Annotated in this window: 17 protein-coding genes; 8 read left to right on the top strand and 9 right to left on the bottom strand. The window is 41.6% G+C overall.

From position 1 onward, the window contains the following. Positions 1-27: 27 nt before the first annotated feature. The 4 genes from NYF15_RS20545 to tkt all read right to left on the bottom strand — a co-directional run bounded on the left by NYF15_RS20545 (position 28) and on the right by tkt (position 4,488). Positions 28-1,154, bottom strand: a protein-coding gene (locus NYF15_RS20545; protein WP_371352430.1) for an IS3 family transposase whose coding sequence is annotated in 2 segments (ribosomal slippage) — positions 28-929 and positions 929-1,154 — 1,128 coding nt in all. Because the reading frame shifts where the segments join, the coding sequence is not laid out codon by codon here. Between the two features lie 196 nt (positions 1,155-1,350). After that, a complete protein-coding gene (locus NYF15_RS20540; protein WP_371354516.1) occupies positions 1,351-1,785 on the bottom strand; it encodes a hypothetical protein in 435 nt (144 codons plus the stop codon). Between the two features lie 107 nt (positions 1,786-1,892). Further along, on the bottom strand, positions 1,893-2,240 hold the full coding sequence (locus tag NYF15_RS20535) for a DUF6176 family protein (RefSeq protein WP_341803211.1): 348 nt from the start codon (positions 2,238-2,240) through the stop codon (positions 1,893-1,895). 256 nt (positions 2,241-2,496) lie between these two features. Then, positions 2,497-4,488 carry a transketolase gene (tkt, locus tag NYF15_RS20530; RefSeq protein WP_130149528.1) on the bottom strand — a complete coding sequence of 664 codons (1,992 nt, stop codon included), beginning with the start codon at positions 4,486-4,488 and terminating at the stop codon, positions 2,497-2,499. A 266-nt stretch (positions 4,489-4,754) separates the two neighbouring features. Here tkt and metK point away from each other — a divergent pair, with 266 nt between their 5' ends. Beyond that, positions 4,755-5,906, top strand: coding sequence for a methionine adenosyltransferase (gene metK, locus NYF15_RS20525; RefSeq protein WP_062568781.1), 1,152 nt, complete (start codon positions 4,755-4,757; stop codon positions 5,904-5,906). 44 nt (positions 5,907-5,950) lie between these two features. Here metK and NYF15_RS20520 read toward each other — a convergent pair whose 3' ends face one another. From NYF15_RS20520 to NYF15_RS20510, 3 genes are read right to left on the bottom strand one after another with little or no spacing between them, the layout of a single operon-like run. Continuing rightward, positions 5,951-6,355 (bottom strand): diacylglycerol kinase, encoded by a 405-nt coding sequence (locus NYF15_RS20520; protein WP_130149527.1) that lies wholly within the window; start codon positions 6,353-6,355, stop codon positions 5,951-5,953. Positions 6,356-6,399: 44 nt separating this feature from the next. Beyond that, the gene (locus NYF15_RS20515) at positions 6,400-7,017 is read right to left on the bottom strand and encodes an START domain-containing protein (RefSeq protein ID WP_371354515.1); all 618 of its coding nucleotides are present in this window, start codon (positions 7,015-7,017) and stop codon (positions 6,400-6,402) included. Positions 7,018-7,051: 34 nt separating this feature from the next. Further along, a complete protein-coding gene (locus tag NYF15_RS20510) occupies positions 7,052-8,572 on the bottom strand; it encodes a CYTH and CHAD domain-containing protein (RefSeq protein ID WP_130149525.1) in 1,521 nt (506 codons plus the stop codon). 213 nt (positions 8,573-8,785) lie between these two features. Between NYF15_RS20510 and NYF15_RS20505 the strand changes: the two genes are divergently transcribed. Then, positions 8,786-9,385 carry a TIGR04211 family SH3 domain-containing protein gene (locus tag NYF15_RS20505; RefSeq protein ID WP_062568777.1) on the top strand — a complete coding sequence of 200 codons (600 nt, stop codon included), beginning with the start codon at positions 8,786-8,788 and terminating at the stop codon, positions 9,383-9,385. 89 nt (positions 9,386-9,474) lie between these two features. Here NYF15_RS20505 and NYF15_RS20500 read toward each other — a convergent pair whose 3' ends face one another. Next, positions 9,475-9,675: a hypothetical protein gene (locus tag NYF15_RS20500; protein WP_062568776.1), complete on the bottom strand. Its 201-nt coding sequence runs from the start codon at positions 9,673-9,675 to the stop codon at positions 9,475-9,477. 120 nt (positions 9,676-9,795) lie between these two features. Between NYF15_RS20500 and NYF15_RS20495 the strand changes: the two genes are divergently transcribed. Then, a complete protein-coding gene (locus tag NYF15_RS20495) occupies positions 9,796-10,323 on the top strand; it encodes a TetR/AcrR family transcriptional regulator (protein WP_237119918.1) in 528 nt (175 codons plus the stop codon). A gap of 104 nt (positions 10,324-10,427) precedes the next feature. Here NYF15_RS20495 and NYF15_RS20490 read toward each other — a convergent pair whose 3' ends face one another. After that, a complete protein-coding gene (locus NYF15_RS20490) occupies positions 10,428-10,910 on the bottom strand; it encodes a winged helix-turn-helix transcriptional regulator (RefSeq protein WP_062568774.1) in 483 nt (160 codons plus the stop codon). Between the two features lie 166 nt (positions 10,911-11,076). Here NYF15_RS20490 and putA point away from each other — a divergent pair, with 166 nt between their 5' ends. The 5 genes from putA (at position 11,077) to NYF15_RS20465 (ending at position 24,178) form a co-directional block, all read left to right on the top strand. Further along, positions 11,077-14,880, top strand: a complete 3,804-nt coding sequence (gene putA / locus NYF15_RS20485) for a bifunctional proline dehydrogenase/L-glutamate gamma-semialdehyde dehydrogenase PutA (RefSeq protein WP_371354514.1) — start codon at positions 11,077-11,079, stop codon at positions 14,878-14,880. 209 nt (positions 14,881-15,089) lie between these two features. After that, the gene (locus tag NYF15_RS20480) at positions 15,090-16,301 is read left to right on the top strand and encodes an HD-GYP domain-containing protein (protein WP_371354513.1); all 1,212 of its coding nucleotides are present in this window, start codon (positions 15,090-15,092) and stop codon (positions 16,299-16,301) included. An 89-nt stretch (positions 16,302-16,390) separates the two neighbouring features. Beyond that, a complete protein-coding gene (locus tag NYF15_RS20475; RefSeq protein ID WP_371354512.1) occupies positions 16,391-18,919 on the top strand; it encodes a TonB-dependent receptor in 2,529 nt (842 codons plus the stop codon). A gap of 84 nt (positions 18,920-19,003) precedes the next feature. Continuing rightward, the gene (locus NYF15_RS20470; protein ID WP_371354511.1) at positions 19,004-21,289 is read left to right on the top strand and encodes a family 20 glycosylhydrolase; all 2,286 of its coding nucleotides are present in this window, start codon (positions 19,004-19,006) and stop codon (positions 21,287-21,289) included. A 144-nt stretch (positions 21,290-21,433) separates the two neighbouring features. Then, positions 21,434-24,178: a family 20 glycosylhydrolase gene (locus tag NYF15_RS20465; protein WP_371354510.1), complete on the top strand. Its 2,745-nt coding sequence runs from the start codon at positions 21,434-21,436 to the stop codon at positions 24,176-24,178. Positions 24,179-24,217: the final 39 nt, after the last annotated feature.

Raw genomic sequence — 24,217 nt, 5'->3', positions numbered from 1 at the left:
TTGATCTTCCCCCAATTTTGTAGACTTCTAGCTTCCAGTTAAATACTGTTTTTCATACTCTTCGGGAGACACATGGCCAAGGTGGCTATGTAATCGTTTACGATTGTAGAACATTTCAATGTAATCAAACAAATCTGCTCTAGCATCATTACGAGTCTCGTACACTTTTCGCTTCACGCGTTCTGTTTTTAGTGAGTGAAAAAAGCTTTCTGCTACCGCATTATCTAAGCAATGTCCTCGGCGACTCATACTCGGTACTAAGTTGTTTGCGGTTAAGAATTCACGGTAATCACAGCTCGCGTATTGGCTGCCTTGGTCGCTGTGAACTATTACTTCATGTTTTGGATTTCTGCGCCAAACAGCCATTAATAGTGCTTTGATCACGATATCTTTACTCATGTTCGGTTGCATCGACCAACCAATGATTTTTCGCGAGAATAAATCAAGTACGACGGCAAGGTACAGCCAGCCTTCATAGGTTTTGATATAGGTAATGTCTGCTACCCAAGCCGTATCTGGTTCACTAACAACAAACTGTTGTTGAAGGTGATTATCCGCAATTAATGCGGGCACGGTTGACTTAAAGTACCGCCTTTTATAACCGATATTAGCTTTTAGCTTGGCTTGCTTCATTAGACGGGCAACACGATTCTCTCCACATGTTTCACCTTGCCTGCGTAGCTCATGAGTAATGCGTGGACTGCCATAAACACCACCACTCTCAACATAGCCAGCCTTGATACGCTCAAGCAGCCTCCGGTTATCTTGCTCACGTTTAGATAGTGGTTGTTTGAGCCAAGCATAGAAGCCACTACGGTGAACATTTAATGCCTGACACATTGCTTTGACGCGGTAAACTTCGAGTCGTGATTTTATGAACGCGTATCTTTCCTTGACTCGCTTGCAAAGAACGCGGCGGCTTCCTTTAATATATTCCGCTCTTCAGTCACGCGTTTTAACTCAGCTCTTAGCTTGCGGATCTCTTCCTGCTCTGCTGACTTCTTGGCTGGTACTTTAGTTTTCTTGACCCAGTAATACAGGGACTTATCGGAAATGCCCAAACGTTTGGCAACATCAGGTACTGAATAGCCTTTATCAACCACTTGGCGAACAGCTTCATCTTTAAATTCTTGGGGATATTTATTATTACTCATAACATCTCTCATCATACTTCATTTTCTAAATAAAAGATGTCTACAGTGTTAGGGGAAGATCATATATATTTCTTTGGCTTCTCTCCAAAAGTAGATTTAGTAAATACAACTATAGGTTATACTAGCGCTAAGTGCCAAGCCAGCTGTTAATTTTGCCAATTAAGTATACAAAATTAAGCAACTTGCTATATGCACGCTACTCATTAAGTCTTCGTTCTTTTTCTGCTTCTGGTAATTTATCCCACAGAATTTCGTAGTAAAACTTTCTAATTAGAGGATAATTAGCCTGAGCAAATTCTTTTACTTTATCAGGATCAGAATACTTTGTTGATTGATGAAATAACTCGTTAGCCTTTTCCATGAATTCAAATAACTCTATGAAATCATTTTGGGGTAATTTAATGGAAGGTAAGTCATCTAAAATTTCAAATTCAGCGTCTTTTGAATCAAAAATTTCCAACCAAATTGTACAGCCATCACTGTCGCAACACTCAAGGTCAAAAGCTCCATCATAAACATCCACAATAGTAGCAACATCACCAACGCTGGGAGAGCGTCTACCCATGTGACTTTCATTAAATGTGAACTCTCGATTCAACTTTTTAATTCTAACAATTGAATACTGTTTCATCAGAGACCTTAGTGCAATTCACAATTAATGAGCTAAAAAGGGCGAAGCAATAGCCCAACGCTTTTAACTCTATTAAATTGCTTGTTATATTTTGATACAAAAGGCTTTTAGCCTGAAAAAGTTAATGATGAATTAAAACAAAATACTGGTTCTAGATCTATATAAGGTTCAGGAGCCCAACAAGTGCTTCTAAACTTTTCATAAACATCTCTGAAGGGAGATATGATTAATTCACTTTCATCCATCATTATTTTAGAAAAATCTTTCGATTTGATAACAATATAGATATATTCAAATTCGTCACTTTTCTCATAAAATACGGAATCCCAAAAGTAGCCTTTTTGCTCCATTTCACTTTTTGGAAACTCGATGTTTTCACGCATATAAGTGATTAAAGTATCTAAATCACTTCGAGAATTGGGATTCAACTTGATTTTTAACAGCTTAGATTCCACTCATACCTCACGAAAAACATAAAAGCTTAATAATTAAAATGCGTATAACACCTTTCAACCTTGAATCTCTAAACGCAGTTTCAATTTGTTTAAAATTAAACAACTCTATAAACTTAACCCTTGATTAATTAGAGCGCAACAAGAGTTCTAGCTTTTTCGCGCGAAATAAATTTCACGCCTACGGCCAAGTAAAAAGCCATAAAAAAGCCCGCGCTGTGGTTTTACAGCGCGGGCTTTTAAATTTAGCGGCTAAAGCTTAGAACAAAGCGTTTGCTTTGTTTACGATGTTTTCAACAGTGAAACCAAAGTGCTTGAATAACTCGCCTGCAGGTGCAGACTCACCGAATGTCGTCATACCAACTACTGCGCCATTTAAGCCTACGTATTTGTACCAGTAGTCTGCAATACCCGCTTCAATTGCTACGCGGCGTGTTACGCTTGCTGGTAGTACGCTTTCTTTATATGCAGCATCTTGCTCATCAAATAAATCAGTTGAAGGCATAGAGACCACGCGTACTTTCTTACCTTGTGAACGTAGCTCTGTTGCAGCATCTTGTGCAAGCTGTACTTCAGAACCAGTTGCGATAAGGATAAGCTCTGGCTCACCGTCACAGCTAAGTACGTAACCACCTTTTTTCACGTCGCTTAACTGCTGTGCAGTACGCGTTTGTTGCTCAAGGCCTTGGCGAGTGAAAATCAGTGATGTTGGGCCGTCTTTACGCTCAATCGCTTGTTGCCATGCAATCGCAGACTCAACTTGGTCACATGGGCGCCAGTTAACTAGGTTTGGCGTTAAACGCATGCTAGCAATTTGCTCTACCGGTTGGTGCGTCGGACCATCTTCACCTAGACCGATTGAATCGTGCGTATAAACGAAGATGCTTGGCTGCTTCATCAATGCGGCCATACGAACTGCGTTACGTGCATATTCCATAAACATTAAGAATGTAGCACCGTAAGGAATAAAGCCTTTGTGCAGTGCAATACCGTTCATAATTGCCGACATACCAAATTCACGTACACCGTAGAAAATGTAGTTACCACTTGCATCGTTTGCTTCTAAGCCTTTTGAGCCATCCCAAAGTGTTAAGTTAGAACCCGCAAGGTCAGCAGAGCCGCCCATGAATTCTGGTAATAATGGGCCAAATGCGTTTAATGCATTTTGTGATGCTTTACGTGTTGCTGGGTTTGCTGGGTTTGCTTGTAACTCTTCGATATAAGCTTGTGACTTTTCAGCCCAATCAGCTGGTAGCTCACCGTTGGTACGACGTTTAAACTCAGCAGCAAGTTCAGGGTGTGCACTTGCGTAAGCGGCAAACTTTTCGTCCCAGCTTGCTTCTAGTTGCTTACCTTTTTCTTTGCCATCCCACTCGCTGTAAATATCAGCAGGGATTTCAAATGCCTCGCCAGTCCAACCTAAGAACTCACGAGATGCTTTAATTTCATCTTCACCGAGTGGTGCACCATGGCAGTCATGGCTACCTGATTTATTCGGTGAGCCGTAGCCAATCACTGTTTTACAACAAATAAGTGATGGTTTATCGGTGATGCTACGCGCTTCTTCGATAGCGGCGCGAATTGCATCAGGATTGTGCCCATCTACATCGCTAACTACGTGCCAGCCGTATGCTTTGAAGCGCGCTGGTGTGTCATCGCTGAACCAACCTTCTACTTCACCATCAATTGAGATGCCGTTGTCATCCCAAAACGCAACAAGTTTACCTAGGCCTAATGTACCCGCTAATGAACAAGCTTCGTGTGAAATACCTTCCATTAAACAGCCGTCGCCCATAAACGCATAAGTGAAGTGGTCAACAATATCGTGACCTTCACGGTTAAACTGTGCAGCAAGTGCTTTTTCGGCAATCGCCATACCAACCGCATTTGTGATCCCTTGACCTAATGGGCCCGTAGTGGTCTCAATACCTGGTGCATACCCATACTCTGGGTGGCCTGGTGTTTTTGAGTGCATTTGACGGAAGTTTTTAATTTCTTCTAACGGCAGATCATAACCACTTAAATGTAGAAGAGAATAGATCAGCATTGAACCGTGACCATTTGAAAGAATAAATCGATCGCGGTCTGCCCACTCTGGATTCGTTGGGTTGTGCTTTAGATAATCGCGCCATAGTACTTCTGCGATATCTGCCATGCCCATAGGGGCGCCAGGGTGACCAGATTTGGCCTGTTGTACTGCGTCCATTGATAAGACGCGAATAGCATTTGCAAGTTCTTTGCGTGATGGCATGAATTCTCCTACCTTTATGTATTTGCGCTGGTTGTGTGTAAGACACCATTCTTACTTAATGTAAGGGTACAGTGCAATTAAAAATCCGTATTAAATGCACCTATTATTACTGTTTATTAAGAACGAAATGTTATTAGTAATTTTAAATAGACGTCTAGGCGTAAAATTACTATGCAAACATATTTGTTTTAGATAAAATACGCCCCTTAATTTTTTAGCGCTATTACCGACGTATGTGAAGCGCAATATTTGTGAGCAGAAATACAATGGCAAAACATTTATTTACTTCTGAATCAGTTTCTGAAGGTCATCCGGATAAAATCGCGGACCAAATCTCTGACGCGGTTCTAGATGCTATTTTAGAGCAAGATTCTCATGCCCGTGTTGCATGTGAGACTTACGTTAAAACCGGTATGGTGATGGTGGGTGGTGAAATCACTACTAGCGCTTGGGTTGATATCGAAGAAATCACACGTAAAACAGTACGTGAAATCGGTTACACACACTCAGACATGGGATTCGATGCTGACTCGTGTGCAATCCTAAACACAATCGGTAAACAATCTCCAGATATCAACCAAGGTGTTGACCGTGCTCGCCCTGAAGAGCAAGGTGCTGGTGACCAAGGTTTAATGTTTGGTTATGCATGTAACGAAACTGACGTGTTAATGCCTGCACCTATCACGTATTCACACCGTTTAGTTCAGCGCCAGGCTGAAGTTCGTAAAAGCGGTGAGCTTAACTGGTTACGCCCTGATGCAAAATCTCAAGTAACGTTTGCATACGAAAATGGCAAGCCTGTTGGTATTGATGCTGTTGTTCTTTCAACTCAACACTGTGATTCAATCTCACAAAACGACTTAGTTGAAGCGGTAATGGAAACGATCATCAAGCCAGTTCTTCCTGCTGAGCTTATCTCAAGCGCGACTAAGTTTTTCATCAACCCAACTGGCCGTTTCGTAATCGGTGGCCCAATGGGTGACTGTGGTCTGACAGGTCGTAAAATCATCGTTGATACATACGGTGGTATGGCTCGTCACGGTGGTGGTGCTTTCTCTGGTAAAGATCCATCAAAAGTTGACCGCTCAGCTGCATACGCTGCACGTTACGTTGCTAAAAACGTGGTTGCTGCTGGCCTTGCTGACAAGTGTGAGCTACAAGTTTCTTACGCTATCGGTGTTGCAGAGCCAACATCTATCAGCATCGAGACATTTGGCACAGGTAAATTAGAAGAAGCGCGTCTAATCGAATTAGTACGTGAGCACTTCGACCTTCGCCCATATGGCTTAATCCAAATGCTTGACCTTGAGCGTCCTATTTATCAACCGACAGCGGCTTACGGTCACTTCGGTCGTGAAGAGTTCCCTTGGGAGCGCACAGACAAAGCAGATGCACTTCGCGCAGCTGCTGGCCTGTAATAGGTTATATAAGATGAAAAAGCGCCTTCTGGCGCTTTTTTTGTTTAAAACTGCATCATTATCTTTTCATAAATTGCCACAGCCCAAACCAGTAGCAAAATAATCAATGCCAACGTCACTGCCGCTGAGGCCATATCTTTAGCTCGCCCCGACAATACATGGTACTCAATACCGACTCTATCAGTCAGCGCCTCTATTGCTGAGTTGAGTAGCTCAACTATCAACAATAATAAGTAAGGAATAAATAACATCAGCCAATGGCTTAATGATTGGGCAAGCAACACTGATAACGGAAATAATACCAGACCTAAATAGGTTTCAGTGCGAAATGCAGATTCTTCTTTAAATGCAGCTTTAAAGCCTTTGATTGAGCATTTGGTGGCTTTTAAAACACGCCCCACCCCAATACCATTTGGTTTGTTTACCAAGGGAATTTTTGGCTCTTTCATTTTCTTCCTACGACTAAATAGACTAATAACAGGTATTTATGCCTTCAAGAAGCACACTTCCCAGGCACGCTTGGTGTGTTTAGGCGCGTAAACCTATTATAGCTGAGCTCCTTACGTAGTGACTGTAAGGTCTTAAACACACTTTTTAATGATACCTTGTTACTCAACCAATGTGGAATAGAACCCGCAGGGTCTGCATAAGCTTGATGACTAACCAGTAAGTCATTTTGCTGATGTGTTAAGCGCCAAAAAGCGGTTAAATCTTTAATACGCACTACACCATTTACTGCCGGTTTTGCATGGGGCTGACTAATAATTTTAAGCTCAGTTTTGTGCTCACTCAGACGGTGGTAACACGAATAGCTAACCAAATCGCGATCTGAAACAGGCCAAGGCGAATTAAAGTGTGTGTACACAAGCGTTTCAGAAGGGCTTAAACGCTCCATTAAGGTGACACTTTTCACATTTTCGAGCCAATTAGGCGCATCGTCGGTATCGCTCAATAACGCCATAAAGTCATGGGCTTTCGCATTTTTTACCAGCACCGAGGCGCTTATTTCTATAATACCGTTTTGATGCGTTTTGTAAGTGACGCTTATGCCATCTTGCTGTTTGTAAGTTTGCCATTCGGTTGAGTTAGCAAATGCCGATATACTCAACATCGCTAACCCTATCCATAAGCAAACAGGCACAGGCTTACAACCAATATGGATCAGTATTGAAAGACGCGTGACGGCTTTGCTCCATTGCACTGACCAAAAAGTCAGATTTCTGATCTAACCAAGCCTGAATTTTAGCAAGCTCTTGATCATCCTGACCTGCGCATAGCTGTTTTAAATAATCAAGTGTACTAAGCTCATAAATACCGTGGGAGATATCTAACCATGGAATTCGAAACTCATTTCTATCATCAGTATTAAATAGCGCACCCAAGCAGTTACCACTTAATAGTGAATTTTCAAGGCGAGTTCTAAGTGATAAATAGTCTTTATCTGTAAACACTTGCTGCTCAGGAATAAGCTCGTGCATATCGTGCCAGTCTTTGGCAAATAAACGCTTAGCGATTTCAGCAACCGGTTTTTCTGCGGCTTGAAACTCCGCTTGGCCCCATGATTTACGCCACTGTTTTTCAATTAGCCATGTTGTAAGTTGCAACAACAAACGATTGTATCGCTTGCTGTGAAACAGTTCTTGTACATCTTCAATACTTGGCTGTAATTCTTTTAAATCGTTGATGACTTGAGTCAGCTCAGGGGCGCTATTAATCTTTTTGTAATAGGCATGTCGCTTCGAGGTATAGGTTTTTAGCTGTATAGCATTTTCAACCCAAGCAAGCTCACTTAAAAGCCATTTTAGCTCTACTCGTAATGAGTCCGTATCATCTTTACTGACAATATCATCAAATAACCAAAATGCATGACGGATAAGTCGAATACCATCCGTGACTCGCTTTAAGGTTTTTAAGCTTGGTTTAATGAAGTAACACGCTTCATGTTTTTGTACAAAACGAATAGCATAGTTAATGCTTGCCACTAATGCTTGTTCTTGTGTCGCGCCACTGTTTAGCGGTACAAAGCCAATCGATTTACTCGCTTTCAAAGGCGTGTTATCAGCAAGGCGGTAACCACGCGCAGCCTTTGAATAAAGTCCTAAGCGCACATGACTTTCACTGACCAGTTTATCAGCTAAAGCAAATAACTCTTGGCGGCTACCTTCTAATAACTCAATTTCAAGCTCAGAAATAAGCTCAACCTGACCAGAGGCCGCTATTTCCCCTTTATCTAACACCACTTCGATTTTAGCGCCGCTATCGGTTTCAATTAACCACGTGCGACGAATAAAGTTAGTGCTAAAAATAGGGTAAAGGTTATCGGCTATCGCATTAACTTGCATTGCGTGAGGCCAGATTGACGCATCAAAGGCCAATAAATCAGGACGATTACCCTCAAGAGGCAAGTTATATTCAGGGCGTTGATGCAACCCCCCCACCACTTCACCGGCTAACTTAATAGTTTGCTCACAGTCTGTATCGCTGCAGCGTGTACGTAAGCCTATATCAAGTGCACGTAACTCACGACTCGGCGTGTCGTAATAGGCATTTTGTAGGCTGCGTGACGGTTTGTTGGTAACGGTTTTTGCAAATTGGGTAATTAATGCGGGGATCAGTGGAACAACGGCATCTGACACCAAAAACTTCAGTTCTATCTCAGTATCCATTCGCTTTGCGGAGTACATTTAAAATAAATAAGTGGTCAAAATAAACAAAGCAGCTACTTAATGCAAATTTTTTCCTGATTTTTACGATTAAGCTCATACACGGATTACAATATCAGCCTTGCTATTAATAGTTGAAATCCCTACTATCTCTATACATAAAGAAATTATAAATTTAGCCACTTCTCGGCAAGATCACATTAACAAGGTAGATTGATGTTAAAACAGTGTATTTTTGGGTTGCTCCTTGCGGCCACCTCTTTTATTAGCTACGCAGAAGAAGCGCCAAGCAGCAACAACGAAAACACCGCCTACATAGTCGATAACCTGTACACCTTTATGCATTCAGGTCCAAGCAAAAACTACCGTATTTTGGGCTCTGTGGATGCAGGTACACAAGTAGAATTATTATCAGGTGAAGATAATGGCTACTTTAAAATTCGTGATGATAAAGAGCGTGAAGGTTGGGTAGAAGCAAAGTTCATCACTGAAAACGCTGGTATTCATCAACAGTTTCAAGCACTGAATAACGACATGACATTAATGCAAGAGCAGTTACGTCAAGCCGAAATAGAATTACCACAGCTACAAGAGCAAAACCGCTCTCTTAACGAACAAAACCAAGCCCTGACAGCACAAATCGATAAGCTTAAAAATACTATCGAGTCTGAGCGTAATGCTAAACAAGCAGCCAGTGCTAAAGAAAAGCGCCAATTACTTACATATGGCGGCGCAATTGCATTTATCGGCTTATTGTTGGGTATTATTTTAACGATTATGTTGTCTCGCCGTAAACGCTATGACGGCTGGGCTTAGTTCTAAACTTCCCATTTTAGATTAAAAAGAAACCCTGCTTAGCAGGGTTTCTTTTTTTAGACTTAACCACTTTTACTACCAACATTGCTTTAGGGAGATTTTTGCTTAAGTGTATTAAGCACTTCTCGCTTAAGCACTAAAAAGCCCCCTTTATAACCTAAAATAAGTAACAATAACATCAGCCCCCCTGGTACTAGTACGGCAATAAGTAAGGGGCCTAAAATAAAGCTATAAAAGAAAATACCTGGTAAAAATAATACATAGCCAATAAAGCGTTTTAATATGTCCATGGTGCTAACCTTTTATCAATTGAGCGCGCTCATTTTAAACTTGAGCGCGCTCAATTTACAATAGCCTTGATTGAGATTTTTTAAATTTCTGGTTAAATAGCATAAAAATTGGAGTGTGCAGTGACTAAGAAAGAGCAAACAAAACAGCAGATACTAACAGCCTCATGGCAGTTGTTTTCAGAGCAGGGTTATCATCAAACGAGTACGCGAGATATTGCAAAGGCAGCCAATGTTGCCAATGGCACCGTATTTAGTCACTTTGCGACTAAGGTTGCGATACTCAAGTACAGCTTTGAAAATGAACTGACAGACATTCTAAGCGCCGCTGAGAGCTTAGATACCAGTACAACAGCCACAGATAGAATGTACCACTACGCTCGCTTTCTCTATGCTTTTTACTTGGCGAAAAAAGAATTTAGTCGAGAGTTGTTCAAAGAAATTATGTGGCAACAAAATGAACTTGAACCACAACTAAATGCTTTTAAGAAACGCTTGATAAATGATAATGACGCTACCCCTACAGATGCAGATATCATTATTGACCTTTACTTTATGACGCTGATGGAAGGACTCAGTCATGCTGATAGTTCTGTCGATTCAATGCTTGCGACTCTGAAAAGAAAACTCGCTAAAATTAATATCAATTAGGCTGGTAATGGGAAGGCTTATGAGACTCCAACATTCGCTGTTTACTCTTATACTGAAGTCTCTTTTTAAAATACAAAAAAGGAAACCACGTAGGTTTCCTTACATTAAATATCGAATCGAAGCCCTGTGTCCTGTTTAATTTTTTCAATCACCATATAAGTATGATGTGTGCCAACCCCAGGTATATCGACTAAATCCCCTAAGACTTGGCGATATTCGTCCATATCAGAGACACGCACTTTCAATAGATAGTCATATCCTCCTGCAACCATGTCACATTCAACGACCTGAGGAATATTTAAAATATACTCTCTGAAAACTTTAAAAACAGAGGTGTTAGAAGTAACCAAAGACACCTGCACATGCGCTAATAAGCTTTGATTAAGCTTAGCTTCGTTAAGCTTGGCATAGTAGCCTTCAATATAGCCCTCTTGTTCTAATCGTTTAACACGATCAAGACACGGGCTCGGGCTCAAATTAACCTGTTTTGCGAGGTTTACGTTTGAGATTCTGCCATTTTTTTGCAGAGCGTCTAAAATTGCTAAATCAATGCGATCTAACATGCGTAATCGATTCGGGCTGGTCATAACAGAATTTTATGCGGCTAAGTTCAAGGTATGCCCTGTAAATTATCGTAAATTGAAAAATTTAACCAGCATATTCTGCTGGAATTTAATTAGAATGCACGAATTATATCAATGGTAAGAAATGCTTTTTTGGCGTTTCTAGACTCCACATACCAGAGGGTTACATATGCTATTTAATGGCGATTTGACAACTGAGTGTCCAATAAGACAAAAAATCCGTGATTTCTACCGTATTGACGAAAATGCGGTTATTGATCATATCTTACCGCTGGCTGAAGTAGGCGTAAAAGCACGAAGCCGTGCATGGGAACGTGCCCGTCAAATGGTTTTAAATATCCGTCGCGATCAAGATGGTCAAAGCGGTGTTGACGCACTGTTAAACGAATTCTCACTTTCGACAGAAGAAGGTGTGGTTCTAATGTGTTTAGCTGAAGCACTTTTACGTGTACCAGACAAAGCGACTCAAGACTCACTTATTCGTGACAAACTAGCAAAAGGTGATTGGAGCTCGCATTTAGGTAGCAGCGATTCTTTATTTGTGAACGCATCATCTTGGGGCCTACTAGTAACCGGTAAAATGGTTAACTACAGCGACAAATCGAAAGAACAGCAATTTGGTGTACTTAAGAAAACCATTGGCCGTCTAGGTGAACCCGTTATTCGTAAATCTGTGAACTTCGCGATGAAGATCATGGGTAAGCAGTTCGTAATGGGTCGTACCATTGACGAAGCGATTGAGCGAGCTGCTGATAAAGAACAAAAAGGCTACGTATATTCGTACGATATGCTAGGTGAAGGCGCACGCACTATGAAAGATGCAGAGCGTTACTTCCAAAGCTACATGACTGCTATCCACGCAATTGGTAAAGCAGCAAATGGCCGTGGCCCTATCAAAAGCCCAGGTATCTCTGTGAAAATTTCTGCAATACACCCACGTTATGAGTTCACTCATCGCGAACGTGTGATGGCAGAAATCGTACCTAAGCTAAAAGAACTTGCACTTGCTGCGAAAAGCTACGACATCGGCTTCACTGTTGATGCTGAAGAAGCTGACCGTTTAGATATTTCATTAGATATTATCGAAGCCGTATTCAGCGATGATGAACTAGGTAACTGGAATGGCTTTGGTTTAGCTGTGCAAGCATACCAAAAGCGCGCTATTTTTGTAGTTGAATGGGTTGCTGACCTTGCGCGCCGCGTGGGCCGTAAGTTAATGGTTCGCCTCGTAAAAGGTGCTTATTGGGATACCGAAATCAAAACCACTCAGCAAGATGGTTTAGACCACTTCCCTGTGTTCACACGTAAAGCAACAACAGACGTATCTTACAAAGCATGTGCTATCAAACTACTAGAAGCCCGCGATGTACTTTACCCGCAATTTGCAACACACAATGCTTACACTGCGGCAACGATTTTAGAAGTTGCTAAAGGTGACCACGATGGATTTGAATTCCAGCGTCTGCATGGCATGGGTGAGTCTTTGTTTGACCAAATTGTTGAACAAGAAAAAATTCAGTGTCGTGTATACGCACCGGTAGGCCAACACGAAGACTTACTTGCGTACTTAGTGCGTCGTTTATTAGAAAACGGTGCTAACTCATCATTCGTTAACGCAATTGTTGATACCTCTAAGCCGGTTGAGTCATTACTGCCAGATCCAGTTGAAACTTTGCAAGGTTTACGCAACAAGTTCAATACACAAATTAATATGCCAATTGATTTGTACGGTGACGAACGTGCAAACTCAAAAGGGATGGATTTAACTGATATTAATGTTATTACTCCATTCAAAAAGAACTTAGATGCATGGTTTGAAGAACACCGAATTGAATTAAGCGATGTACCTGAAGGTTCATTGCCAGTGAAAAACCCGGCAAACCACAAAGAAGTTATTGGTCATGTGAAACTTCAAACATCAGAAGATATGACATCACTTCTAGAAAATGCAGAAAAAGCATTTGAGTCATGGTCACAAACACCTGTAAAAGAACGTGCAAACCTGCTTCGCCGTGTTGCTGACATTTTAGAGCGTCACCACGATGAGCTAGTTGCTATTTGTATTAAAGAAGCGGGTAAAGTTGCACAAGATGGTATTGATGAAGTACGCGAAGCCGTTGACTTCTGTCGTTACTACGCTGCACGTGCAGAAGAATTATCACAAGACGAGCGCTTTGAAGCCCGTGGTGTGATCTTATGTATCAGCCCATGGAACTTCCCACTGGCTATCTTCTTAGGTCAAGTTGCTGCTGCTATCGTGACTGGTAACACGGTTATTGCAAAACCAGCTGAGCAAACAAGTTTAATCGCTCTTCGTACGATTGAACTGATGCTTTCTGTCGGCTTACCTGAGCACGTAGTGCAACCTGTTATTGCCCGTGGTAGCGAAGTAGGTAAAACAATTGTACCTGACGAGCGTATTCAAGCGGTTATGTTTACAGGTTCAACTGAAACAGGCACATTAATCTCACAAACACTGGCTGCACGTAACGATATCCAAGTACCGTTAATTGCAGAAACAGGTGGTCAAAACTGTATGATCGTTGACTCAACAGCGCTTCCTGAGCAAGTGGTTGATGATGTGATCAGTTCAGGTTTCCAAAGTGCTGGCCAACGTTGTTCTGCGCTACGTGTATTGTTTATTCAAGAAGACGTTGCTGATGGCATTATTGAGATGATCAAAGGTGCGTTAAAAGAGCTTCATGTTGGTGACCCTTCGCTACTTTCAACCGATATCGGTCCTGTTATCGATGAAAAAGCGTTAAAGAACTTAAATGAACACGTTGAGTATCTTAAAGGCAATGCAACACTTCATTACGAGTGTGCTATTCCTGATAACAACGAGAATGGCGCTTATTTCTTTGCTCCTCGTTTATACGAAATCAAAGACTTATCTGTGCTTAAACGTGAAGTATTTGGTCCATGTGTTCACATCATTCGTTTCAAAGGCACTGAACTTGATAGCGTTATCGATCAAATCAATGGCACAGGCTATGGCCTGACAATGGGTGTTCACTCACGCATTGAAGAGCGTTGTGAGTACTTAGCAAAAATGTCTCGTGCAGGTAACGTATACATCAACCGTAACATGATCGGTGCAATCGTAGGTGTTCAACCTTTTGGTGGTCGTGGCCTTTCAGGTACTGGCCCTAAAGCAGGTGGCCCTAACTACTTGCAACGTCTTGTGAAAGAGAAAGCATCACCAGACAACGTACAAATGACGAACCTATCACCTGATGAGCTAGACACTCACCACTATTCAGGTGCGGCTGAGCAAGTTGCTAAGTTAATGGAAAACTCATTACGCGATGAAAAAATCTGGCGTGCGACACCACTAAATGACCGTGTTTCTGCTGTTCGTCAATTACTAGCAAAAGTTGCAACGGTTGAGATCATCGACGAGCTTGCTGATGACTTAGCATTAACATTGGCTGATGCACGTGCGCAGCTTAACCGCCTTGAAAAGCACATGCGTAAGCACACTGTATTACCTGGACCTACAGGTGAATCTAATACGCTTCACCTTGAGCCACGTGGTTGTGTGGTTTGTTATGCCGATAAGAGTACATCATTTAACTTCTGGGCAATTTCTATTATCACAGCACTTGCTGCGGGTAATACGGTAATCACTGTAGCCTCTGAGTTGTTCTATGAGGAAGCTGTTGCGTTTAGAGATAAGTTTATCTCAACGGGTATTGCTGAAGGTGTTTTCCAAGTTGCTAAGCCTAATCAGTTGCAAGCTATCTTAGCGCACCCTCACCTTGCAGGTGCGGTTGTTGCAGCTCGTTCATCACGTTTAGGCTACTTCAGCCAGCAGCTAGCACAACGCAAAGGTGCAATACTGCCGGTTATTAGCTCAGAGTACTATGATACGCTGATCAAACGTTTACTTACTGAGAAAACAATCAGTATCGATACAACAGCATCAGGTGGTAACACATCACTTATGACGCTTGTAGAAGATGACGAGTAAACTTTAAGAACACTTTCTTAGTTAAATTTTATAAGCCTCTACAATTTTTGTAGGGGCTTTTTTATTAAACCACATTAAACCGTTGAAAATTTTCTGCTTTCAGTTCAAAAAACATACTTATTACCTAAAAACTCACCTTTATTATTATTTACTCAGATACGAAATATCTGCTAATTTTATATTAATGTATTCAACTTGAAGTAATGTCCTTGAAAACACTTCCTATCAATCAACTTAAACTCGGCATGTTTGTGCAAAGCGTGACAAAACAAACAGGCAAGATCCGCATCAAAAACCAAGGCTGGGTAAAAACGCAAGGAAGTATAGATAAGCTAATAAAAGCTGGCATTCTAGAAGTTGAAATTGATCCTGACAAAACACTCACTTTAAACGAAGAAAACAAAGTGGTGCAGAAAAAAGCCAGCCCCCCACCTGCAACTGAAAAAGTTGAGCAACATAACCCGTGGCACACGACACACAGTGTTAGTGCGGAAATGACAAAAGCCAACAGTTTATACACTGAAGCCAAGTCATTGCAGAGCAAAGCTTTCGATGATATTCGAGCGGGCAATAAAATTGATGTTGCGCCATTTCAGGAACTAGCAAGTGGCTTTATAGACTCAGTGTTTCGTAACCAAGATGCCCTAGCCTGCATTACGCGTATGCGTGAAAAAGACGCCTACCTACTAGAGCATTCAATCAATGTGTCTATTTTAATTAGTATTTTTGCTAAACACTTAGGTATTGATAGAGACATCATTCAAGAGATAGCAACAGGTGCCCTGCTGCATGATATTGGCAAAATTAATATTCCAGATAACATTCTTAATAAGCCTGGAAAATTAACAGATGAAGAATACCAAGTGATCCAAAACCATGCCCGTTTTAGTAAAGAGATCCTCGAGGAGTCTGGGCTAAGCGGAATAGCGGTTGAAATTGCAGCTTTCCATCATGAACGCTTAGACGGCAGCGGCTATCCTTTTGGTAAACATGCCGATGAATTGAGCTTATATGTGCGTATGGCTTCAATCGTCGATGTATATGATGCCCTCACCGCCGAACGGGTTTACAAAGCAGGTATGGAGCCGATTAAAGCATTCAAAATACTCAAAGATGGATGCCCTGATAGCTTTGATGGTGATTTAGTGACTAAATTTATCCAATGTATTGGCATTCATCCTGTCGGTACTTTAGTTAAATTGGAAAGCCAAAAATTAGCTGTGGTTACACATAGTAACCCGACAAGCCCATTAAAGCCGCAAGTTAAAGTGTTCTACAATGCAAAACATTCTCGCTATACAGAAGTACATGATATAGACCTTGCGAACAGTCGTTGCCATGAGAACCTTGAGGCAGCCATAAAACCAACTGATTTTAATATTGATTTAATTAAGTTTTTTAAACATTCAATTTTACCTTAGAAGTTATTCCCAAAAATATCCCTTCATTCGTTAATAGATTTAAAGCAGCCATTTGCTGCTTTATAAAAAACAACAATGAAGGGAATAAAATGAAAAAACACACACCTCGCTATAAAAAGCATTTACTAGCATTGGCAATCGGAAGTGCCTGCTTGAGCTTAAACCTACAAGCAGCTCAAAATTCTGAACAAGAAACTAAACCTGCATCAGAAAAGAAAAAACTTCTCGATCTTGAGCGAATTGTCGTGACCGGTAGTGGTGGCCGTGGCCAAACCAAACTCGAATCATCCGTATCAATTACCACACTCGATGCCGAGCAACTTGCTAGAGAGGCCCCGCTAGGTACCGCCGATTTGCTCGAAACTGTACCAGGGTTTTGGGTCGAAGATTCTGGCGGTGAAACCAACAACAATGTGGCTCCAAGGGGCTTACGTGGCGGCGAAGGCTTTCGTTATATTGGTGTTGAAGAAGACGGCTTACCGGTTGTTTATGACGGTGTGTGGGTCGACTTTTATCAACGCCAAGACATCACGATTGAACACATGGAAGCTGTGCGCGGTGGTACATCAGGCCTATTAACAACCAATGGACCTGCAGCCTTGGTTAACTTTATTACACGAAAACCTGATAGTGTCGAAGAAGCAACCATTCGTCTAACTACGGCGGATTATGGCCTATACCGCAGTGAGTTTTTCTATGGCACACCCATTAGTGAAAACTGGAAAATGTCTGTCGGTGGTTTTTATCGTCGCTCTGATGGCGTAAGGGATACAGAATTTACGGCAGATCACGGCGGACAACTGAGATTAAACCTTGTGCGCGAGTTTGATAAAGGCCAACTTACACTCTCTGCCAAGCATTTAAATGATCACACCACGTTTTTTGTACCTATTCCTCTACAAGATCAAAAAAATCCAGAAGGGATCGCAGGTGTGGATCCACAGCACGGAACCTTAATCGGAAATGGCCAACGCCTTTTAAATTACCTGCAAGAAGATGGTAGCTACAAAACGCGAGATCTTAAAGATGGGCAGCATACTAAGTTTACCACTTTGGGCTATAACCTTGATTGGGAACTAAATGATCGTTGGCTGTTAAATACAGCAGGCCGTTATTCAAGCTTCGAAAACGACATGTATATTCTACTTAATTTCGATAACTCCACTTTAGTAAATGCCAACGATAGACTTGGTCAACAAGATGTACTCTCCATGCTCGACCAATTTGCAGCTGACGGCGCTGTTGCAGCTAAATATCAATATGTTGATACAGGCGAAATACTCAACGATGTAACAAACTTAAACGGCAATGGTTTAGTGACCACAAGCTATCCACTTTATTCACGATATGATGCCGAGCAATTCGTCAATAAACTCAATTTTACTTACGAAGGTGATCGCCACACGCTCACTATGGGCTGGCTATTCGCATACGTTGATGCAAACTCGCTACCCGTTGATAAATGGGAGTCACAGTTCTTAACTGAAGTGAAAGATAATGCACGACTTCTTGATATTGTTGCTTTGGATGACAACCAACAAGTGGTCGGTCAGTTAACCGACAATGGTTCAACAGGCTATGCACCTGGTTGGGGCCAAGCCACTGCATTTGGTACAAGCACATCACACTCACTGTTTATCAATGAGCAATTTCAAGCCACAGATAGTCTTCGTATTGACGGGGGCATTCGTATTGAGTGGTTAGAATTGGATAGTACCGCATCAGCAACCCAGTTTGCCGTGCCAGTGGATGGTGCTTTCGATGCCAATGGCAATGACGTTGATAACAACCTTGCCAATAACTATGTTGATACCCCCTCGAACAACTACTTATCAAAAACCCGCGATGAAACTGAAACGGCATGGACGATTGGCTTCAACTATAAATTTTCTGATAGTGTCTCAATGTTTGGCCGCTATGCAGATGCGTTTGAGATGCCACGCTTAATGAGCTACGGACAAAATATACATGCCGGAATTGATGCAGACTTTAATGACAGTGTAAACCTTACCTTCAGTGAGTTTGGTGGGCGTTATTCTGGCGACACACTCGGCGCGTCTGTAACTTTATTTAGAACAAAGTTCAATGACCTAGTAGAGCGTAACTTTACCGGTAGTAATGGTGAAGTGGCTAATCAAACTATCGATACCGTCACCGACGGTATTGAATTTGAAGCCGTTTGGCAAGCACACGAAAACATCCAACTGGATTTAACGGGTGTGTTGCAAGATCCTAAAATGGAGGGCTTCACCGGTGCTTTTAAACATTGGGAAGGCAAGCAAGTCAAACGTACACCAAAAATTCAGCTACGTTTAACTCCCACCTATTATTTTGATGATGGTGATGTTTATTTAACCGTACACCACTTAGGTGAACGTTATTCAGATGGCGAGAATAAGTTTGAACTCCCTGCTTACACAACCGTCGATATGGGCGTTAATTATCGCTTTAATGACAGCGCTGCCGTTCATTTAAAAGCAACTAACTTAACTGACGAGTTAGGCTTAACTGAAGGTAATCCGCGTGCCATTAACGATGTTCAAGCGGGTTTCGACTATTACTACGCGCGCCCTATTTTAGGCCGAACTATTAGTGCTTCGTTAACCCTTAATTTTTAACCTACCCCTTGCTAATTTGCACTTTGCCCAGTGCTGATTAGTTTATCCAAGCCCGCAAATGCGGGCTTTTCTTAGGAAATAACAATGATTAAAAATGCTTTTTACCAATACTTGCAAAGCAGCTTTGTGTTATTCATTCTGCTATTAGCTCCTTATTATGTCAGCGCTAACATCACACCAAAGCCAACAAGCAGTCAATACGGTGAAGATCACTTTCACTTAATGCACAACACACAGATTAGCTATAACCACCAAGATGCAAAACAAGTGGCTCTGCAACTTGCTGAGTTTCTACGCCCACCAACTGGCTATGAATTACCTGTATCACACGCAAAAAATACGATGAAAAACACCATCGCTTTTAACATTACCGACTCAGTAGTGGCTGAGGAAGGTTATCAATTAATAGTAAGAAGTGGTTTTATTGAAATAAAAGCCAGCACAACAAAGGGGTTATTTTGGGCAATGCAATCACTCAGGCAACTGCTCCCCATTGAAATAGAATCGCGTATGCCAATAAACCAACGAAGCTGGCTAATTACCAATGCAGAAATACTCGACGAACCTCGCTTTACTTATCGTGGTATGCATTTAGATGTCAGCCGCCATTTCTTTGATGTGAGCTTTGTAAAACAATACATTGATTGGCTCGCAATGCATAAGTTTAATGTTTTTCAATGGCATCTAACCGATGATCAAGGCTGGCGTATAGCCATAGATGCATACCCTAAGCTTACAGAAATAGGCGCTACACGCCCTCATACTGTTGTTGGTCATACTTATGATTACAAACCTTTGTTTGATAATCAAAGCGTTTCAGGTTTCTATACAAAAGCACAAATCAAAGAAGTCATAGAGTATGCTAAAGCACGTCACATCGAGGTGATCCCTGAGATAGATATTCCAGGGCACAGCACGGCATTACTGGCTGCTTATCCTGAGCTGTCTTGCCACCAGCAGGCTGTCGACGTACAAGCACAATTTGGTATTTTTGAAGACGTGTTATGCCCTCGCGAGGATGTGTTTGAGTTCTTATCTGTCGTTTACAAAGAAGTAGCTGCACTTTTCCCTAGTAAATACATCCACATAGGGGGTGACGAAGTAATAAAAAAACAATGGTTAGAAAGCCCCGTTGTGAAAAAATTAATGCAGCAACATGACCTCACTACGCCAGAGCAAGTACAAAGCTACTTTATTAAGCGAGTTGCTAAAATAGTGCAAGATCTTGATAAAACAGTCATCGGCTGGGATGAAATCTTAGAAGGTGGAGTTGCAAATGATGCTGTCATCATGTCTTGGCGAGGAACCGAAGGAGGCGTGCAAGCAGCAAAAATGGGACATCAAGTCATTATGAGCCCATACCAGTATATCTATTTTGATGCCTATCAATCTCGTAACCTTGATGAACCCAAAGCAATTCATGGACTATCGAGTTTAAAAAATGTGTACCAATACGATCCTGAGCCTAGCCATTTAACCTCACAGCAGCGCGAATACATTATAGGTGCTCAAGGCGCACTCTGGACTGAGTATATAAAAACACCGCGTCATGCTGAATACATGCTATTCCCTAGACTCAGTGCGCTGAGTGAAACCTTGTGGTCAAACAAAGAAAGTAAATCATGGCATGATTATAGTCAAAACCGCTTACCTCGCTTATTAAAGCGCTATCAAAAAATGCATATTAATACCGCTAAAAGTAGCTATAAACCGATTATTAGCAGCACTGTGCAAAACAATAAACTACTTGTCACTATAACCACTGATATCGAAGGTACCGCTATTTATTATACGCTTGATGGCAGCGAACCCACTTTAGCCTCTAATAAATATCAAGCACCTATCACGATTCAATCAAACACCCAAGTCCGTGCTCGTAGCTATGTGAAATCGCAAGGGCAACTTATTGGCGATGCACGCCTTACACTTGGCCCTCACCTAGCACTGGGTAAAAGCATCACCCTAACTTACCCTGCAGCTGAGCAATCAGCGCATAAATTGCAAGATGGTCAGTTTGCATTTGATCAGTTTTATAGTGTCGAAGATTACGCTATTTTTTATGACACCGATCTTGAGGCCATTATTGATTTTGAATTACCGACTTTAGTTAAACAAGTGCAATTAGGCTATAACAGTGGTCGTCACCGTCAATTGCATCCGCCAACAGAAATAGTCATTCTCGGCTCTGATGATAAGCAGCAATGGACAACACTGGCAAAAGTAACCTCACCACAGGGCCCTATGTCGGTGTTATCTTTTCAGCCGACAACATTACGTTTTTTAAAAGTGATCGCTATCAACAGCAAGAAATCTCAGGACATTCAGATCCCTAAACTTCCTTTATATATTGATGAAATTGCAGTTCATTAACGTGCTTAGCCCTAATACAAAAGCAGTATTTAGGGCTTTTTTTAAATTTTAATTCCCAAATCTTCTTCTTAAGACGTTTATAAAATTAGAGTCAACTTGCGGTACCAGCTCTATCTATACAATAACAATGTCTTAGGAGCCACCATGTTTGCAAAGAAGCACACAATTACAACAACACTATCGAGCTTAGCACTACTCACAGCAAGCCAATTTAGCATTGCACAACCTCACCCTGATAACCTTGCTTTAAGTTGGCAAGTTATTGATCACGGGATTGGTGAAAATATTTTTCTTGGTAGTTTAACAATCACTAACAATGGCTTAGAACCATTAGGTGAATCAGGCTGGTCGTTATTTTTTAGCTCAGTAAGACCACCAGCCAGTGTTCTACCTGACTCTGACCCAAACGGACAATATGCGCGTCAACATATTGCCGCACAAAAACTAAGTCTAGAAAATGCAGATGCCGCCAAAAGCGGTGATTACTTTGTTTTAAAACCTATTGCAGGTTTTACGCCTATTCAACCAGGTGAGTCGCGTGAAATTGAGATCATTGCTCAATACTGGCAAATGCTGAAAAATGACTCTCCTTCTGGCTTTCATATCAGCTATAACGAACAAACACCTCAAGCTGTACTTGTTGATGTGTTTATGGACCCTAGTGATCCTAAACAAACGACACAGGCCACAAATGATGTGATGCCCGTGCAAACCACCGCATTAAGATATGCTGAAAATAATGCATCGATTCTCTCATTGCCATTAAAAAACCAGCTGGTTCCACAACCTCATTCAGTCGTTACAATCGACAATGAGTTTTTAACATTGATGAGTCAACTTACAACGATTTCTGCACCAGCATCACTCAATAAAGAAGCGGCTTTTTTACAAACTGCTTTAAGCGACATATTAAGTGGCACATTTGCACTCAATATAACAACTCAAAATGGCCCAAATCATATCAAGTTACAACTTGATCCACATTTAGATACTAATCAAGATAATCAAGCTGATAAAAGTGCCTACAAACTAGAAGTAGATCCATTTACAGGTATTACAATTACAGGCAGCGATGAGCAAGGTGTATTTTACGCAATACAAACACTACGCCAGATGATCCCCACATCGGTGTATAAAAACGCAAAAAACTCAAGCACCTTATCCGACAACACCATTCTACCTGCCACGACGATTTTAGACGCTCCTCGATTTGAGTACCGCGGCATGATGCTTGATGTTTCTCGTAACTTTCAGTCTAAGGAAACTGTGTTTAAGCTGTTAGATTTAATGGCTTTTTACAAACTAAATAAGTTTGAGATTAATGTCGCCAACGACGAAGGCTGGCGATTAGAAATTCCTGGTATTCCTGAGTTAACTGAATTTGGTGCTAAGCGTGGCTATGACCTCAATGAAACATCTATGCTGCATACATTTATGGGCGCAGCCAATGAATTTGCTCAAGGTGATGGCATTGACAATAAACCAAGTGATAAAACAGCTGCGAATTTAGGTACCCCGCCCAGTTTTCAAGGGTTCGAAATCGCGCAGCAAAACTACCTAGGTAAGGGCTGGGGTTTTTACACTGTTGAAGACTTTAAAGAAATTTTGCAATACGCAGCCGACCGTCATATTGATGTTATTATTGAATATGATTTTCCTGCTCATGCCCGCGCAGCAATTAAAGCGATGGAATATCGCTACAATAAGTACAAAAATACAGACCCAATCGAAGCGTCTAAATATAGATTAATTGACCCACTCGACCAGTCTCAATATTACACACCACAGTTTTACACTGACAACTTTATCAATCCATCCCTAGAGAGCACGTTTACTTTCTTAAATCATGTTATTGAGCAAACACGTGCAATTTATGATGCAGTACCTGATGCAACCATCACACGCCTGCACGGCGGGGGCGATGAATTGCCTCACTTAGGTCCAAATGAATGGTGGGCACAATCTCCTGCAGTTCAACAAAACCCTGCTACAGCAGGAAAAACAGATGCTGAAATTTTTGATTACTTTTTTCTTCGTTGGAAGCAAATAATTAATCAACACGGCTTCGATATGGCAAGTTGGGGAGACGTGTTATCTCACAACGGCACAGGCAATGTTGACTACGGCGATATCTACCCTGTGTTTTGGAATAATGTCTGGGGCTGGGGAAATGAACATCAAGCTTATAAGTTCGCAAACCAAGGTAAAAAAGTAGTACTTGCTCATGCAACTAACTTGTATCTTGATTTAGCTTACAACAAGCACCCTGATGAAATTGGTTATCATTGGGCAGGCTATACAGACACGAAAAAGACATTTGAGTACCGCCCATTTAATATTTATGCCAACGCGGTGAAAGACAAACTTGGCAACCCTGTGCCATGGGATCCTAAGTGGGTTTTACTCAGTGAAACGGGTAAACAAAACGTGCAAGGTATTCAGGCACAGCTATTTGGTGAAAACCAAAAATCACCCGAAATACTAGACTACATGACATTTCCTAAGTTACTCGGCGCAGCAGAGCGAGCTTGGGTGCAAGATATGCCAGCCGAAGGTTTAGCCACTGAACAAGCATGGCATACATTCACAAACACATTAGGGCAACATGCCTTACCACTATTGGACTACTACCAAGTTGTCGATATTAATGCTCAAATGCCTAAACAGGTTGGAGTAAATTATCGCATCCCACTTCCTGGGGCGACGATAGATAATGGCCAGTTAATCGTTAATACACGATTTGTTGGCATGCAGACCCAGTACTCATTAGACAATGGAATGACATGGCATGACTATACAGGACCCGTAACATTAACAACATCAGCTGCTGTTCAACTAAGAACAGTGAGTGATTCAGGCAAAGTGAGCCGAGTGGCCACCTTGAATTAATAGCCAACACTGACGAGCCGACTATGGTCGGCTCGCTAC

Source organism: Pseudoalteromonas sp. 68 DY56-GL68, from assembly GCF_041414825.1.
Lineage (GTDB): Bacteria > Pseudomonadota > Gammaproteobacteria > Enterobacterales > Alteromonadaceae > Pseudoalteromonas.
This window is presented reverse-complemented; position numbering and strand designations above follow the sequence as displayed.